The organism is Salinicola sp. V024 (assembly GCF_052645315.1).
Genome location: NZ_JBQXYB010000004.1, coordinates 351,076 through 366,151 on the forward strand (window position 1 = coordinate 351,076; position 15,076 = coordinate 366,151).

Annotated in this window: 16 protein-coding genes and 5 tRNA genes; 10 read left to right on the plus strand and 11 right to left on the minus strand. The window is 61.2% G+C overall.

The window, feature by feature from the left end; genetic code table 11:
- Positions 1–32 precede the first annotated feature (32 nt).
- Positions 33–308 (minus strand): WGR domain-containing protein, encoded by a 276-nt coding sequence (locus tag ACUN9V_RS09245; protein WP_445511192.1) that lies wholly within the window; start codon positions 306–308, stop codon positions 33–35.
- 249 nt (positions 309–557) lie between these two features.
- Between ACUN9V_RS09245 and pdxB the strand changes: the two genes are divergently transcribed.
- Positions 558–1,709, plus strand: coding sequence for a 4-phosphoerythronate dehydrogenase PdxB (pdxB, locus tag ACUN9V_RS09250; protein ID WP_445511177.1), 1,152 nt, complete (start codon positions 558–560; stop codon positions 1,707–1,709).
- Positions 1,710–1,753: 44 nt separating this feature from the next.
- Here the strand turns inward: pdxB and ACUN9V_RS09255 are convergent, their stop codons facing one another.
- From ACUN9V_RS09255 to msrB, 10 genes are all read right to left on the minus strand, one after another.
- Complete coding sequence (locus tag ACUN9V_RS09255) at positions 1,754–2,521, minus strand: siderophore-interacting protein (protein WP_445511178.1); 768 nt, start codon at positions 2,519–2,521, stop codon at positions 1,754–1,756.
- 12 nt (positions 2,522–2,533) lie between these two features.
- Complete coding sequence (locus ACUN9V_RS09260; RefSeq protein WP_075562536.1) at positions 2,534–2,956, minus strand: MarR family winged helix-turn-helix transcriptional regulator; 423 nt, start codon at positions 2,954–2,956, stop codon at positions 2,534–2,536.
- A gap of 197 nt (positions 2,957–3,153) precedes the next feature.
- Positions 3,154–3,909: an anti-sigma factor gene (locus ACUN9V_RS09265; protein ID WP_445511179.1), complete on the minus strand. Its 756-nt coding sequence runs from the start codon at positions 3,907–3,909 to the stop codon at positions 3,154–3,156.
- Positions 3,906–4,484: a sigma-70 family RNA polymerase sigma factor gene (locus tag ACUN9V_RS09270; protein ID WP_445511180.1), complete on the minus strand. Its 579-nt coding sequence runs from the start codon at positions 4,482–4,484 to the stop codon at positions 3,906–3,908. The genes ACUN9V_RS09265 and ACUN9V_RS09270 overlap by 4 nt, the downstream gene beginning before the upstream one ends.
- Before the next feature lie 176 nt (positions 4,485–4,660).
- Positions 4,661–5,182: a DUF3455 domain-containing protein gene (locus ACUN9V_RS09275; protein WP_075562533.1), complete on the minus strand. Its 522-nt coding sequence runs from the start codon at positions 5,180–5,182 to the stop codon at positions 4,661–4,663.
- A 246-nt stretch (positions 5,183–5,428) separates the two neighbouring features.
- Positions 5,429–6,331: a protease HtpX gene (gene htpX / locus ACUN9V_RS09280; protein WP_445511181.1), complete on the minus strand. Its 903-nt coding sequence runs from the start codon at positions 6,329–6,331 to the stop codon at positions 5,429–5,431.
- A gap of 231 nt (positions 6,332–6,562) precedes the next feature.
- Positions 6,563–7,789, minus strand: a complete 1,227-nt coding sequence (locus tag ACUN9V_RS09285; RefSeq protein ID WP_445511182.1) for a pyridoxal phosphate-dependent aminotransferase — start codon at positions 7,787–7,789, stop codon at positions 6,563–6,565.
- A 165-nt stretch (positions 7,790–7,954) separates the two neighbouring features.
- Entirely contained in the window at positions 7,955–8,899 is a 945-nt protein-coding gene (ylqF, locus tag ACUN9V_RS09290) for a ribosome biogenesis GTPase YlqF (RefSeq protein ID WP_445511183.1), read from the minus strand.
- A gap of 341 nt (positions 8,900–9,240) precedes the next feature.
- Complete coding sequence (locus ACUN9V_RS09295; RefSeq protein ID WP_445511184.1) at positions 9,241–9,381, minus strand: hypothetical protein; 141 nt, start codon at positions 9,379–9,381, stop codon at positions 9,241–9,243.
- 109 nt (positions 9,382–9,490) lie between these two features.
- Positions 9,491–9,889 (minus strand): peptide-methionine (R)-S-oxide reductase MsrB, encoded by a 399-nt coding sequence (msrB, locus tag ACUN9V_RS09300; protein WP_075562529.1) that lies wholly within the window; start codon positions 9,887–9,889, stop codon positions 9,491–9,493.
- Positions 9,890–10,074: 185 nt separating this feature from the next.
- Here msrB and ACUN9V_RS09305 point away from each other — a divergent pair.
- From ACUN9V_RS09305 to ACUN9V_RS09345, 9 genes are all read left to right on the plus strand, one after another.
- Positions 10,075–10,150, plus strand: a tRNA-Glu gene (locus ACUN9V_RS09305).
- A 36-nt stretch (positions 10,151–10,186) separates the two neighbouring features.
- A tRNA-Gly gene (locus ACUN9V_RS09310) sits at positions 10,187–10,261 on the plus strand.
- 190 nt (positions 10,262–10,451) lie between these two features.
- A tRNA-Glu gene (locus ACUN9V_RS09315) sits at positions 10,452–10,527 on the plus strand.
- A gap of 53 nt (positions 10,528–10,580) precedes the next feature.
- A tRNA-Gly gene (locus ACUN9V_RS09320) sits at positions 10,581–10,655 on the plus strand.
- 425 nt (positions 10,656–11,080) lie between these two features.
- A complete protein-coding gene (locus tag ACUN9V_RS09325) occupies positions 11,081–12,064 on the plus strand; it encodes an ABC transporter ATP-binding protein (protein WP_445511185.1) in 984 nt (327 codons plus the stop codon).
- A complete protein-coding gene (locus ACUN9V_RS09330; protein ID WP_075562527.1) occupies positions 12,061–12,834 on the plus strand; it encodes an ABC transporter permease in 774 nt (257 codons plus the stop codon). Before ACUN9V_RS09325 ends, ACUN9V_RS09330 begins: the two co-directional genes overlap by 4 nt.
- Entirely contained in the window at positions 12,831–13,670 is an 840-nt protein-coding gene (queF, locus tag ACUN9V_RS09335) for an NADPH-dependent 7-cyano-7-deazaguanine reductase QueF (RefSeq protein WP_445511186.1), read from the plus strand. The genes ACUN9V_RS09330 and queF overlap by 4 nt, the downstream gene beginning before the upstream one ends.
- Before the next feature lie 133 nt (positions 13,671–13,803).
- Complete coding sequence (locus ACUN9V_RS09340) at positions 13,804–14,364, plus strand: nitroreductase family protein (protein ID WP_445511187.1); 561 nt, start codon at positions 13,804–13,806, stop codon at positions 14,362–14,364.
- 133 nt (positions 14,365–14,497) lie between these two features.
- Positions 14,498–14,585 (plus strand) — tRNA-Ser (locus ACUN9V_RS09345).
- Positions 14,586–15,076 lie beyond the last annotated feature (491 nt).

Sequence of the window (15,076 nt, forward strand, 5' to 3'; positions counted from 1 at the left end):
AGTCCAGTGCGAGGTCTAATCCAGTGCGAGGTCTAATCCAGTAGCGAGAGCTGGGCCACGGCCTGGCGGCCTTCGGGGCTGTCGTCGTCGGCCTCGAGCACCTTGCGATAGCCCCGCGCGGTCTGAATGTGGGAAAGATCGTCGATCCACATCATCGCCTGGGCGTAGCTCTCGGCGACGGCATGCTTGAGACCGCCATACTGGGTGCCGATCTGGCCCCAGGCGCGACTGTAGATCCAGTCGCCAAACATGTCCTGGTGCAGATGGACCAGAACGTAGTCATGTTCACTTTCCCAACGGACGATCACACGGTCTCCTGCTGCGTTGGCGCTCATCGCTTGTTCATCGCGAATGGCGGGCCTAATATGGCTGCGCCAAGCGTTGCGGTGCTTCGACCCCGCGGCGCAGCTGACGTCAGGCGCCATTGTAAAGCAAGCGCTGCAGAAATCGACGCCGCTTTCGAGGCCCATGACCGGCACTTGATCGGTCGTTACCATGGCCTGGGGTCGGGATTGAACGAGACAACCGTCGGGGCGGAACCAATCAAGAGGAAAGTCATGCGTATCCTGGTGGATGAGAACATTCCGCTGGCGGAAGAGTTTTTTGGCGAGCTGGGCGAAGTCACTCGTCAGCCCGGCCGCGAGATGACGGCAGACAGTCTTCGCGGGCACGATGTGTTGGTGGTGCGATCGATCACACCGGTAAACGCCACGCTGCTGGAAGGCGCCGACAAGCTGAGGTTCGTCGGCACCTGTACCATCGGCACCGACCATATCGATACGAACCTGCTCGCCGAACGGGGTATCGGTTTTGCCAGCGCGCCGGGCAGCAATGCCGATTCGGTGGTCGACTATGTGCTTTCCAGTCTGTTGCTACTGGCCGAAGAAGACGGCTTCTCGCTATCCGGCAAGACGGTGGGAATCGTGGGTGCCGGCAACGTCGGCGGGCGGCTGGCGGCACGTCTGGACAATCTCGATGTCGACTGTCTGATCTGTGATCCCCCGCGTGCCGAGGCCGAGAATCGGGAAGATTTTCTGGATCTGGATACGCTGATCGAGCGTGCCGACATCGTCTGTCTGCACACGCCGCTGGTGGCCGACGGCAAACACGCCACGCACCACCTCATGAATCGCGACCGTATCCAGGCACTCAAACCCGGCACCGTGCTGATCAATGCCGGCCGCGGCGACTGTCTCGACGGTGTTGCGTTGCGCGAGCGGCTCGAACGCAAGGTCGACCTGCGTACGGTGCTTGATGTCTGGGAGCACGAACCGGGGATCGACGAGGCGCTGTTCGAGCTGGTCGATATCGGTACGCCGCATATCGCCGGCTACAGCGTCGACGGCAAGATGCTGGGCACCGAGATGATCTATCAGGCCGCCATGCGCCACTTCGGGTTGCCGTCACGCAAGAAACTCGGCCAGCTCAAGCCGGACCCGTGGCTGCGCAAGATCGTGCTGCACAGCTGGACGCCACCGCTGGAAGCGCTGTCGCTGTGCGCGCGGGCCTGCTACGACGTGCGCCGGGACATGCTGGCGTTCGATCGCTATCGTCGTCGACTGGGCATGGCCGCGGGGTTCGATGCCTACCGCCGCGAATACCCCTCACGGCGGGAATTCCAGACGCTGCGGGTCGAGCTGAAGAAGAACAAGGGCGGCCTGCGTGACGCCATGGAAGGCTTCGGGTTCAACGTCAAACTGGGCAAATAGCCGAGTCCCGCCTCGTCAGAGAGCGCCCGTGCCGACCTCCTTGGCTAGGCGCTCTCGATTTCTTCTATTTCCGCGTCCTCGCGCTTGACCACGCGGTGGCCATCTTCGCTCGCGCCCAGTTTCCAGTAGCTCGAAATATACATCTCCCGTTTGCCCACGCCGCGATCGTCGATCAGATGGCGACGTAGCTTGCGCATGGCCGAAAATTCGCAGGCGACCCAGATCCCTGGGGCGCCCGGAAGCCAGTCGAACTCGCGCAGGGCGTTAGTGAGACGGTCGCTGTCGCTACCCGGGTGCGGATTGATCAACCAGTCGATCCGCATGCCGTCGGGCAGCTCGAACGCTTGGATGTCGGCTTCGCTGGTCACTTCGATGATCGCGCGCCCTTTGGCGTCAGGTGGCAAGCGTTCCAGATTGGCGCCGATCGCCGGTAGCGAGGTCATATCGCCGACCAGCAGATACCAGTCGGCGTTTTCCGGCAGACGTTTGGCGGGTCCCGGGCCACCGATCAGGATCGTGTCGCCGGGATTCGCTGCAGCGGCCCAGGTGGCGGCGGGGCCACCGTCATCGTGAACCACGACGTCCACGTCGATCTCTCCGTCGCGCTGATGGCGCACCGTGTAGGTGCGCGGGACCGTCCGGGCGTTGCCCTGTTCGTCTTGTCCATCGGGAACCATCAGCTTGACGTAGGCGCTCTCCTGATCGGCGGGAAAGCCGGCCATGCCCTCGCCGCCGAACGTCAAGCGCAGCATGTGGGGGGTGACGAGTTGACGGTTCAGTACGGTGTAAGGTCTGGGGGCGGGTTTGGGCATCGAAATTCTCGTTCAATTCAGGTTGGAGATCATCAACCGCGATAGCCGCAGAAACGCATCGAGGTCTTCCTGCGTCATTCCTTCAGACAGTCTCGCGTGGGCATCCCGTTCACAACCGTCGACCTGTGCCAGCACGGATCGTCCGCGATCCGTCAGCGATAGAAGTTGGCTGCGCCGGTCTTCGGGATGGGGCGATCTGGCGATGATGTCGGCATCGAACAGGTCCCGCAGCAGCCGGGTGATCTGGGCCTTGTCGCGCTGGGTATACTGGGAGATGTGCTGGGCGGTGCAGGGCGCCTGACTACGAATGGCCTTGAGCGTGCGGATATGTGAAACGGTGAGGTTCAACTGCGTATCTGCATAGGCCTGGCGTAACCTGCGCCTGTAGGCATGCATGAGCTGGTGCAGGGAGTCACCCACCGACGTGTCGGTCATGTCGCAGCCTTTCGGTTGATAGTGTCAACTAATTAAGCGCGGGAAGGGCTTTGTTGTCAACTGTTCTCATTGGCTGTCGACGAGTTGGTTATCGACAGGTTGGATGTCGAAAGATGGCAATCGAAGCCTGGTTATCGAAAGTTGGTTATCGAAAGCCCCCTGCAGCGGGCGTGCCGCTGCAGGGTTGCCGATGAGCGCTACAGTTCGACGGCACGACCGATGAACTGAATCGGGCCGGTCGGGCGATCGAGCGGGGAGCCCGTGGCGTCCTCGAGCGTCAATTCGAACAGCTGGTTGTCTTCGAGTGGCGGCAGATCCTTCAACGAGAGTCGTTGGGTCTGGCCAGGCTGGACCAGGCCCAGCGAGACCGGCCCGCTCCAGTCGTCGGCCTTGGTCCAGAACTCCAGTGCCTTGCCCGGTGGCACTTCGATAGTTCCGACCGGTATCAGACTGATCTGCTGCGATGAACTCGCCTCGACGACCCAGCCGGCCTGAGTGTGCTGGGGCGTCATCAGCACGACCATGTATCGGGGCGAGGGTTGGGCGCCCGGGCCGAACGCCAGCATCGCGGCGAGGCCGACAACTGCCAGCACGCTGGCGAAACTCACGCCTCGCCACAAGGTCACGTTGTCCCAAAGCCGTTCCCAGAGCGTATGCTCGGTGGGCGATCGATCCGGCGAGCGCGTCGAAGCTGGCGCATCCTGGCGGCCGAGACTGCGCTCGATGCGCTGCCACAGCTGGGCCGAGGGCGCTACCGGTTCCGCTAGCGCCGTGTAAGGCTGCAACCGCGATTCCCAGCGCCAGACGGCGGCCTGAAGCGCCGAGTCTTGGGATAGACGATGTTCGACCGCCTCGCGTCGTTCGGCGCTCAGCGTGCCCAGCACGTATTCGCCCGCCAGGTCGTCGGTCTCGTCCGGTCCGAGAGAAGAAATTGGCTCAAGATGATCGGTCATGACAGGCACTCACGCAGCGCCGCCAGGCTTCGCTTGATCCAGGCCTTGACGGTCCCCAGGGGGCGATCCAGGCGCGTGGCGATCTCCTGATGGCTGAAGCCGTCGACATAGGCGTGGAACAGACAGTTGCGGCGCTCCGGCGACAGTTGTCCGAGGCAGCGATCCAACTCGCCATGGCCGAGCCAGTCGAAATGATCCTGGGTATCCGTAGCCGCCTCCTGTGATCGCTCGGCATCGAGCCTTTCGGCCGTGTCGTCATCGACGGTCACTTCCCGATGACGGGTTCTGACATGATTGAGTGCCAGATGACGCGTGACGCTGAATATCCATGTCTTGCCCGAGCCGCGTTGGGCATCGAACGTATGGGCCTTGTTCCAGATCCTGACGAACGCGTCGTGGATGATGTCTTCGGCGATGCCGCGATCGCCGACGATACGGATCACCACGCCCAGCATGCGGGATCCTTCCTGCGCGTAGAGCCGCCGAAGCGCCTGGCGGTCCCCATTGGCACAGGCTTCGAGTAAAACGCCATGATCGAACGTCGACTGATTGAGCGCCGCTGTGTCGTCTGTCACACGCACTATCCTTGAAGCGCACCCCGGTCGGGGCTGATGAGTCTCATACTACGCAACACGGACTCGTCATGGCGAGTCCGTGTTGACCTGTGGATGAACGCGGAGTCATCCACTGCGTCTGCAAATCAGCTGCGTTGGCAGATCAGCCAGCATTGTCGGTCAGCGGGCATTGTCGATCAGCTGGCTTTCCAGAACAGATAGTCAGCCTGATATTCGACCACTTCCTCGGCGCCGTCGTTGTCGGCGCTGCAGGCCATGTCCGGCGCCACGCCGCCCTGAGTGTTCAGGCGCTGGACGTAGCTGACACCGGTCATGTGTCCTTCACCCTCGGCCGGGTTGGCTTCGACCAGTTGGAAGGGAATATTGCCCTCGCCACCTGGCGCGGTAGCCAGTTGAGTGCCGGTGATCTTGGAGCCGTCGCTGGATTCCCAGGTGGCCGGCGGGCCGTAGTAGCTGCCGACCTGATTGCCGTCTGCGTCGTTGAGCTTGGCATCCGGTCCCTTGAACACCCATTCGTGCGCGCCATCCTTCATTTCGCAGGCATAGGTGATCTCGCCGACGCCTACCGTTTCCATGGCGACCTTGTTGCCGTCCGGTACCTTGACGTCTGCCGGCACGTCGTTCGCATTTGCCACGAGGCTGAAGGAACCCAGCAGGGCGGCGGTCAGGGTAACGCTGGCTAGCTGTCGAGTTTTCATTGGCGTCTCTCTGAGCGTGAATAGGGCAGGACTTCATGCCCTGCGCCGGGGATACACGCGAGTCGAAGAATCGGATGCAGATCGTGGAGAAGGGAATAGTCGCGCGGCTGGCGGTGAGCCCGTGGCCGAGGAAGATACCGATGAAAAAAGCCCCGCGGGATGACGGGGCTCGAGGATGACAGGGCTTGAGAATGATGGAGCTTCGCGTATGACTGCGCGGCTGCCGGGGCAACCCCTAAGCGCGATTCACTCGCGGTAGGCGGATTCCTTCAGCGCCCGGATGCGCTCGTCCAATGGCGGATGGCTGGCGAACAGCTTCTCCATGACCTTGCGCGTCTGCCCGGTGGTAATGGCGAACGCCGTCAGCGAGTCCGGCATCTGGTCCGGCTGGCTGGTCTCGGCTTTCAGGCGGGTCAGTGCGTTGATCATCGCGCCGCTGCCGGCATATTTGGCCCCGGCGGCATCGGCACGATATTCGCGGAAGCGCGAGAACCACGCCACGATGATCGAGGCGACCAGGCCGAAGACGATTTCCGCGACGATCACCACCACGAAATAGCCCATGAAGCCCAGGCCGCCGCCATTGTCGCGGCCGCGCAGGAAACTGTCGACGAGCTGGGCGACCACGCGCGCGAAGAACATCACGAAGGTGTTGAGCACGCCCTGAATCAGGGCCAGCGTGACCATGTCGCCATTGGCGACGTGGCCGATCTCGTGGGCCAGCACGGCACGGATTTCTTCCGGACGCATGCGTTCGAGCAAGCCTTGAGAGACCGCGACCAGCGCATCGTTCTTGTTCCAGCCGGTGGCGAAGGCGTTGGACTGCTGGGCCGGGAATATCGCGACTTCCGGCATCTGGATGTTGGCCTGCTGCGCCAGTTCGCGAACGGTATCGAGCAGCCACTGCTCGGTCGAATTGCTCGGCTGTTCGATCACCTTGGCCTTGGTGCTCATCTTGGCCATCCATTTGGAGATGAACAGCGAGATCAGCGAACCGGCCATGCCGAACACGAAGCAGAAGATCAGCAGGCTGTTCATGTTCAGCCCGTTGGCGTTGAGATAGGGCTCGACGCCCAATAGTCGCAACGTGACGCTGGCAACGAGCACCACCGCCAGGTTAGTCGCCAGGAACAGGATGATTCGCATCATCGGTCTTTACCCTCAGTCGTGGAATAGCGCTACCGACGCTAGCCGCGTCGATTTTGGTTAGTCTGTTATTCGTTATTGTCTGATAATCAGACGGTTATGAAACGTTAGATACGACTTTCGCGAATAGGTTTCAAGAGGGCAGGTCGTAAGAGAGCAGGTTGCCAGAGGATCGGTTGCCAGAGGAACGGTTGCAAGACAATCGGCGGCCGCGTCTGTGCGCGGCCGCGACAATCATTGGCGATAGCGAGACAGGAAGCGGGCGAAGCGGTCGATGGCATCACCCAGTTGATCGGCCCAGGGCAGCGTCACGATGCGCACGTGATCCGGCGTCGGCCAGTTGAACGCGGTGCCCTGGACCAGCAGGATGCGCTCCTGCAGCAGCAGATCGAGCACCATCTGGGCGTCATCGTGAATCGGGTATATCTCTGGGTCGAGCCGCGGGAACGCATAGAGCGCACCCTTCGGCTTGACGCAGGAGACGCCTGGAATGGCATTGAGCTTTTCATGGACCACATCGCGCTGCGCCAGCAGTCGCCCGCCGGGCAGGATCAGGTCGTTGATCGACTGATAGCCACCCAACGCGGTCTGGATCGCATGCTGCGCCGGCACGTTGGCGCACAGGCGCATCGAGGCCAGCATGTTGAGCCCCTGAATGAAATCCTCGGCGTTTTGCTTGCCCTTACCGCCGGAGAGAATCATCCAGCCTGAGCGGAAACCGGCACAGCGATAGCTCTTGGACAGACCGTTCATGGTCACGACCAGCTGGTCGTCCGCTGCCAGGGCGCCGGTGGAGACGTGCTCGACGCCGTCGTAGAGAATCTTGTCGTAGATTTCGTCGGAGAACACCACCAGGCCGTGCTGGCGAGCGACCGCCAGGATCTCCTTGACCACCGCCGGTGGATAGACCGCCCCGGTGGGATTGTTGGGGTTGATCAGCACGATCGCGCGGGTGCGGGTGGTGATCTTGTCGCGGATATCGGCGATGTCCGGCGACCAGTCGGCGGCCTCGTCGCACAGGTAGTGCACGGGATGGCCGCCGGACAGGTTCGCCGCCGCCGTCCACAGCGGATAGTCCGGCGCCGGAATCAGAACTTCGTCACCGTCGTTCAGCAGCGCCTGCATCGCCATCACGATCAGCTCGGAAACACCGTTGCCGACGAACACGTCCTCGACGCCGACGCCGGGAATGCCCTTGCGCTGGCACTCCTGCATGATCGCCTTGCGCGCCGAGTAGAGCCCCTTGGAATCGCAGTAACCCTGGGCCGTCGGCAGGTTGCGCATCACGTCCTGAAGAATCTCTTCCGGCGCCTCGAAACCGAACGGCGCCGGGTTGCCGATATTCAGCTTGAGGATGCGATGACCTTCGTCCTCGAGCCGTTTGGCGTGATCGAGAACGGGCCCGCGAATGTCATAGCAGACGTTGTCGAGCTTGTGCGATTTGCGGATGGGGCTGTTCATTGGGATTCCGTATGCGGCACAGCCTAAAGAGTCAGGCGGGTGGCAAAGAGTAGGACGATGGCGAATTCTCGGCGGGCTGCGTCGCCGATATCCCAGCATACCGCCGCGCGGGCGCGGCGCAAGGGGCAGAAAAGCCTCGATTTTCCGCCCATCTGTACGGCGGGATCAGCTTTCGGATTCGGCCTCGGTTTCCACCACAGGCTCGGGAATGTCCTCGGGCAGCTCCAGCGTCACGCGCCCCAGTTTGCCGTCACGCAGTTCATGCAGCAGCACTTCGGCGCCGCGGTGCAGGTTGATCACGCCGCCGGCCCTCAGCCCGCCGCGCTTGCGGGCGATCTCGTTCATGATCGCGTGACCGTCGAAGCCGGCCCTGGCTTGAAAATCGACCAGTTTGGGACCGTCGGCGTCGACGCTGTCGATCTCCGTGGGCGCGACATAGACCGGGAGTTCGCCGAGCTTGTAGCGCTCGCGCAAGGCATCGGGATAACGCTTGGCCAGCTCAGCGGCACAGACGATGGCGACGTCGACGTACTCGATCGCGGTATCGCGAATCGCGCCACTGGCCGCGAGCCGATAGGCACTGGCCTGATTCTCAATCTTCGGCCACAGCACGCCCGGCGTATCGATCAGCGCCACGCGGCCGTCGATGCGAATTCTCTGCTGGCGCTTGGTCACCGCCGGCTCGTTGCCGGTCTTGGCGATCTTGCGCCCGGCCAAGCCGTTGATCAGCGTCGATTTGCCCACGTTGGGAATGCCCATCACCATCACGCGGACATCGCGATCGGCGCGAACCTGGCCAGCGAGTTCGTGACACAGGGCAGGAATCGGTTTGAGTTCGCGGGCCTGGGTGGTGGTGACGGCAATCGCTCGGCTGTCCGGCTGGGCATCGAAAAAGTCGATCCAGCGCTGCGTTGCCACGGGGTCGGCCAGATCGGCACGCGAGAGGATCTTCAACACCGGCTTGTGCTCGGTCAGATCGGCCAGCATCGGGTTGCCGCTGGAGTAGGGGAGCCGGGCGTCGAGAACCTCGATCACCACGTCGATTTCCGGCAGCGCCTCGGTAATCTGGCGCCGCGCCTTGTTCATGTGTCCGGGATACCAGCCGAGCATGTCTTTCTCCTGCCTATCTCTTTGCCTGCGTCATCGGGCCTGCGTCGCGCCTGTCTAGTCGTGCCAGCATCGTGCCTGTCGAGCGTTACCGACGGAAAAGCGGGCACCTATTCTACCAGCAAGTTCGCGTGGTTTGCTGGAGGCCGCGTTCCGGGTGCCGTCTGGGGCCTGGCGATCCAGGGTGAGAATCGCCCATATCGGCGGAGGAATAACGGCGGAGGGATAACGGCAGAGGAGAGGGCATCGTCAGCTACGTCCATAAGCAATGCACCCTGATCGAACTTTCCGATCAGGGTGCATTGAGGCGAGTCAGCGGTAGAACAGGTCGGTGCCAAGCCGGGTCAGTGTTTCGGCCCGCGGTCCGGCGTACTTTTACGGTTCTGGTACTTGCCGTGCAAATCCCGCGCTGTCCGCTTGGCCTTCTCCCGGTTCTCGGCCTTGCGCAGCCAGTTGGCGATGGCCCCGAATAGTAGCTTCTTCATACCGTTTTCCTCGATGGCGATGAGCTAGTTACTGTATGGGTGCGAATCGCCGACGTGTCAACGTGTTCGCCGCCCGAGCCTTGTCCCCGGCATCGAGAGTCGGCACCGCTCATTCGCCGGCGTGGAACGTCATCGCCACCGAGTTGATGCAGTAGCGTTGCCCGGTGGTTTCCGCCGGTCCATCCGGAAACACGTGCCCGAGGTGGGCGTCGCAGCGGCGGCAGGTCACTTCGATCCGGCGCATGCCGTGGCTGTCGTCGTGGTGCTCCTCGACCGATGCCGCCGCCAGGGGCCGGTCGAAACTCGGCCAGCCACAGTGCGCTTCGAACTTGTGCTCGTTCTCGAACAGCGGCGCGCCACAGCAGACGCAGTGGTAGATCCCCTGGACCGGCTCGACCTGATAGTCGCCGGTGAATGGCCGCTCGGTGCCTTTCTCGCGAGTGACGTGGTACTGCTCGGGGGTCAGCTTCTCGCGCCACTCGGCCTCGGTCTTTTCCACCTTGCTCATGTTCGCTCTCCTCATGTTGCCGCATTGATACTTTCGACTTCAGCTCATGTCCTGCATTACAGGCCATTTGCCGGCCGCTGACCAGCCTTGATTAGGTCGAGGTGAAAATCGGTTAAATCAATTGCTTGACACCCCAAAACGGCCTCAGTAACATACGCGCCACTTCGACGGAGCCGAGACATTACGTCCCATTCGTCTAGTGGTCCAGGACACCGCCCTTTCACGGCGGTAACAGGGGTTCGAACCCCCTATGGGACGCCACTCGGTTTTGCGAAGTGTGCAGGAGAAGGTTTCGGTGCGGGAATAGCTCAGTGGTAGAGCATCGCCTTGCCAAGGCGAGGGTCGGGAGTTCGAATCTCCTTTCCCGCTCCAAATTTAGGTAGTGTCGGAACGGTAGGTGTAGGTCGGGAGCTGGAACGCCAGCCCGGTCGATCTCCTTTCCCGCTCCAACTTTTGGTAGCGTTAGATAGGCAGCATGGGTCGTGAGCCGGAACGCCGGTCCGATCGATCTCCTTTCCCGCTCCAACTTTTGCGGTATCGGAACAGCTTGCTGCTCCATTGCGTCCCATTCGTCTAGTGGTCCAGGACACCGCCCTTTCACGGCGGTAACAGGGGTTCGAACCCCCTATGGGACGCCACTTTCATGATCGCCAGGTCATGTCGTCGTCGCTATCAGCGCCGGCAACGATAAGCGGGAATAGCTCAGTGGTAGAGCATCGCCTTGCCAAGGCGAGGGTCGGGAGTTCGAATCTCCTTTCCCGCTCCAGTTTTGGAAAATCTTGAAACGTGGTCGAGGGTCGTGAGCCGGAACGCTGGTCCGACGGAGGGCCGCCCCATCGCTCTCCTTTCCCGCTCCAATCGTGAAACTCCAGAAACCTCGATTTCCGTCAGCATCGTGATAGCCAGCCTGTTTCCTGACCCTCTCTGCTTCCGATTTGTCTGCCTTACCCGCCAGTCATACCAGTGAGCGCGCTTATTGGCGGCAACCGGTGGCCTGGATCTTCAGCAACGCGTTTCGCCCTCTTTATTCGTCACACCCGTAGCATCGACAGCCAGATTGTTCGACTGTCATCACGAATCATTCATTCGTCTGCTAAAGATTGAACCTCTTGGAATTGCCCCCATATTCACGGCACTACGTTTAAGCTGATTTCATCACTCTCGATTTCTCAAACATGACAGGAATCCCTGATGGCAGAACCTGCACTGTCCATCCGCGGGCTGACCAAAGTCTACGGTAATGGTTTCGAGGCCCTGAAAGGCATCGATCTCGATGTTCCCCAGGGCGATTTTTTTGCGCTGCTCGGTCCCAATGGGGCGGGTAAATCCACCACGCTCGGCATCGTCTGCTCGCTGGTCCAGAAGACCGCGGGGAAGGTGAGCATCTTCGGTATCGATATCGACAAGGACTTCGCCAAGGCGAAATACGCGCTCGGCGTCGTGCCCCAGGAGTTCAACTTCAGCCAGTTCGAAAAGGTCGAGGACATCGTTCTGACCCAGGCTGGCTACTATGGCATGCCGTTGAAGGAAGCCAAGCCGCGCTGCGAGCGGCTGCTCAAGGATCTCGGCCTGTGGGACAAGCGCAACGGCGCCGCCCGCATGCTTTCCGGCGGTATGAAACGCCGCCTGATGATCGCCCGGGCTTTGATTCACCGGCCGCGGCTGCTGATTCTCGACGAACCCACCGCCGGTGTGGATATCGAACTGCGCCGCAGCATGTGGGAGTACATGCGCCGGATCAACGAGGAAGAAGGCACCTCGATCATCCTGACGACCCACTACCTCGAGGAAGCCGAGAGCCTGTGCCGCAACATCGCGATCATCAATCACGGCGAGATCATCAAGAACACCTCGATGCGGGGTTTGCTCACCGAGCTGGATACCGAGACATTTCTGCTCGATCTGGCCGAGCCGCTCGAAACGACCCCGGTGATCGAAGGCTTCGAGATCGAGCGTGTCGACTCGCATCAAGTGGCGCTGTCCGTACGCAAGGGCACCAATCTCAACGATGCCTTCCAGCAGCTGACCGAGCAGGGCGTCCGCGTGCTCTCGATGCGTAATCGCGCCAATCGTCTGGAAGAGCTGTTCGTCTCGATGACTTCGCAGCCGGAAACCTCGAATGGCATCGACAGTGAATCCGCGCAATCCCCGCAGGCCAAGGAGACGGCGTCTTGAATACCCGGCAACTGCTGATTTCTCTCTGGACCATGGTGGTCAAGGAAGTACGCCGCTTCGTGCGCATCTGGCCGCAGACGCTGGTACCGCCGTCGATCACCATGACGATGTACTTCATCATCTTCGGCAATCTGATCGGCTCGCGCGTGGGTGAGATGCACGGCATCTCGTATATGTCCTATATCGTGCCCGGCCTGATCATGATGTCCGTGATCACCAACAGCTACTCCAACGTGGCCTCGTCGTTCTTCTCCAACAAGTTTCAGCGCAGCGTGGAAGAGATGATGGTCTCGCCGATGCCCAACTGGGTCATCCTGGCGGGCTTCGTCATCGGTGGCGCGGCACGTGGCCTCGGCGTCGGGCTGATCGTCACGATCGTGTCGTTCTTCTTCACCGACCTGAATCTGCATCACCCGCTCGTGACCCTGGCCGTCGTGATCATGACCGCGATGCTGTTCTCGATCGGTGGCTTCATCAACGCGTTGCTGGCCAAGAAGTTCGATGATATCTCGATCATACCGATTTTCGTGCTGACCCCGCTGACCTATCTCGGCGGCGTGTTCTACTCGATCGATCTGCTGCCGCAGTTCTGGCAGAACGTGACGATGATCAACCCGATCCTCTATATGGTGAACGCCTTCCGCTACGGTATTCTCGGAATTTCCGACATCCCCGTGGGCGGGGCGCTGATCGCCATTGCTGCGTTCATCGTCGTGCTCTGGAGCCTGGCGCTATGGATGCTCAATCGCGGCAAGGGAATTCGTTCATGACTCAGGAACGCCCGCACACGCTGACCGATGCGCCTCTCGGGCGAGAGTCCGCTTATCCCGAGCGCTACGACGCCTCGCTGCTGTTCCCCATCGAGCGGGCGGCCAACCGCGCGCCGCTGGGGATCGACTCGACATCGCTGCCGTTCGTCGGGGGCGACGAGTGGTGGGCGTTCGAGCTTTCCTGGCTCGATCTGCGGGGCAAGCCGGTAGTCGCCGTGGCGCGATTCCGGTTGCCGGCGGATTCGCCGCAGCTGATCGAATCCAAGTCGTGGAAGCTCTATCTCAACAGCTTCAATCAGACCACGTTCGTCGATCGCGAGGCGGTGGTCGAATTTCTGCAGCGGGATCTGAGCGCGGCGGCCGGCGCACCGGTCACGGTGGAGCTCTACGGCGCCGATGATGCCGAACTGGCTCCCCAGCCGATGCCGGGGGACTGTCTCGACGACATCGAAGTCGACATCGATCGCTACACGCCTTCGCCGGATCTGCTCGCCAGCGACGAGAGCGATATCGTCGAGGAGACGCTGCATTCGCACCTGCTCAAATCCAACTGCCCGGTTACCGGCCAGCCGGACTGGGGCAGCGTGGTGATCGCCTACCGCGGCCCGCGACTCGATCGTGCCGCCTTGCTGCGTTACGTAATCTCCTATCGTCAGCATCAGGATTTCCACGAGCACTGTGTCGAACATATCTTCGTGGATCTGATGGCGCGCTGCCGTCCGCAAGAGCTGTTGGTGATGGCGCGCTACGTCCGCCGTGGCGGGCTCGATATCAATCCGTGGCGTGCCACGCCTGGCTGGACACCCGCGCTGCCGGCACGGCTGCTGCGGCAGTAACGCTTTTGACGTAGAGTCGGGCGATCTGCAATCGCATCCGATATCCTGCTCAACACTGGGTCAAGAGCATTCGGTCAAGAGCATGCCTTTAAGAACATTCGTTCAACCACGTGCCTGGATGGAGAAGCCGAACATGGACGCTCTGGAACTACTGCATCAGCGCCGTTCGATGGGCAAGTTGGCCGGCCCCGCACCCACCGTCGAACAGCTCGACGCCCTTTATCGTGCCGCGCTGCGGGCGCCGGATCACAAGGAAATGACGCCGTATCGATTCATCGAGATCAGCGGAGAAGGGCTCGATCGACTAGGTGAACTCTTCGCCCAGTCCGATTATCAGGCCAACCCGCATATCGATGAAGGTAACCTCGACGCTGCTCGCAAGAAGCCCAAACGCGCACCGATGATCATTGCCGTGATCGCCAATATCACGCCGGGCCTGCCCAAGGTGCCGCCGGTCGAGCAGATCATTTCGGCCGGCTGCGCGGCCCATGCCATGCTCTACGCCGCCTATGCCCAAGGCCTCGGCGCCATGTGGCGCACCGGCACCTACGCACATGACAAGACCGTCTGGCGCGGTCTTGGTCTCGGCGATCAGGAAGAGCTGATCGGCTATCTGTACCTGGGGCAGCCGGGCGGTCGTTATCCCGGCATGCAGATACGCAATCCGGATGACTACGTCGAGCGATGGACCTGACGCCTTGGTGGTGCCTATAGAGGTAAAAGGGCGACGGTAAAGAGAAAATGGCTTGCGATCACAGGCTTAGCTCGTTACTATGTGCGCCGTTCTGAACGGTGCGGCACAGCCGAAACGGTCGGGATGACAATGCGGAGGGGTGTCCGAGTGGTCGAAGGAGCACGCCTGGAAAGTGTGTAAGTCGCAAGGCTTCGAGGGTTCGAATCCCTCCCCCTCCGCCACGAATTCTGAATCAGCCGGCTCGAGTAGCCGGCTTTTTTATGCCTGGAATTTGGCGCCAAAAGGGGGAGGAGATGAGAACCCTCCGGTTCGCACCGAGGCGCTCGCGGTTTTGGTGTTCGAGCGCCGACAAACGGCCTTGCGCAGCGAGCCGGTAATTTTCTTGCTGTTCCTCAACCGCGACCAATAAGAGCCGATCTGATCGACGATCGTCCTCTGTAGATTCAGACTCAAGTGTGACATCGTGTTTCCGTCGAGATTCTCGCATGCCATTATGGTTAGCTAAGCGTTTCGGCTTGCCAAGCTGAGTACGGATGTTTCATGGGCTTTGATCAAATTGCGGGATGGTTCATCCAAGGTTCCATGTGAAGTGGACCCCATCCGTTGGACCACCTGACAGGCGATTTAAGCTCTGACCGGATCATCATCAGGCGTCAGGCCGCCTGGGTCAGTGGTTGATCGAAGTACACCTCATCGGGTGTCGCATCGTCCA

Excerpts from the sequence above, each read along its gene's own strand:
- queF (WP_445511186.1), top strand. The coding sequence starts at position 12,831 with ATGACTCAGGAACGCCCGCACACGCTGACCGATGCGCCTCTCGGGCGA.
- ACUN9V_RS09285 (WP_445511182.1), bottom strand. The coding sequence starts at position 7,789 with ATGAACAGCCCCATCCGCAAATCGCACAAGCTCGACAACGTCTGCTAT.
- pdxB (WP_445511177.1), top strand. The coding sequence starts at position 558 with ATGCGTATCCTGGTGGATGAGAACATTCCGCTGGCGGAAGAGTTTTTT.
- msrB (WP_075562529.1), bottom strand. The coding sequence starts at position 9,889 with ATGAGCAAGGTGGAAAAGACCGAGGCCGAGTGGCGCGAGAAGCTGACC.
- ACUN9V_RS09260 (WP_075562536.1), bottom strand. The coding sequence starts at position 2,956 with ATGACCGACACGTCGGTGGGTGACTCCCTGCACCAGCTCATGCATGCC.
- ACUN9V_RS09275 (WP_075562533.1), bottom strand. The coding sequence starts at position 5,182 with ATGAAAACTCGACAGCTAGCCAGCGTTACCCTGACCGCCGCCCTGCTG.
- ACUN9V_RS09295 (WP_445511184.1), bottom strand. The coding sequence starts at position 9,381 with ATGAAGAAGCTACTATTCGGGGCCATCGCCAACTGGCTGCGCAAGGCC.
- ACUN9V_RS09325 (WP_445511185.1), top strand. The coding sequence starts at position 11,081 with ATGGCAGAACCTGCACTGTCCATCCGCGGGCTGACCAAAGTCTACGGT.
- htpX (WP_445511181.1), bottom strand. The coding sequence starts at position 6,331 with ATGATGCGAATCATCCTGTTCCTGGCGACTAACCTGGCGGTGGTGCTC.
- ylqF (WP_445511183.1), bottom strand. The coding sequence starts at position 8,899 with ATGCTCGGCTGGTATCCCGGACACATGAACAAGGCGCGGCGCCAGATT.
- ACUN9V_RS09255 (WP_445511178.1), bottom strand. The coding sequence starts at position 2,521 with ATGCCCAAACCCGCCCCCAGACCTTACACCGTACTGAACCGTCAACTC.
- ACUN9V_RS09265 (WP_445511179.1), bottom strand. The coding sequence starts at position 3,909 with ATGACCGATCATCTTGAGCCAATTTCTTCTCTCGGACCGGACGAGACC.
- ACUN9V_RS09340 (WP_445511187.1), top strand. The coding sequence starts at position 13,804 with ATGGACGCTCTGGAACTACTGCATCAGCGCCGTTCGATGGGCAAGTTG.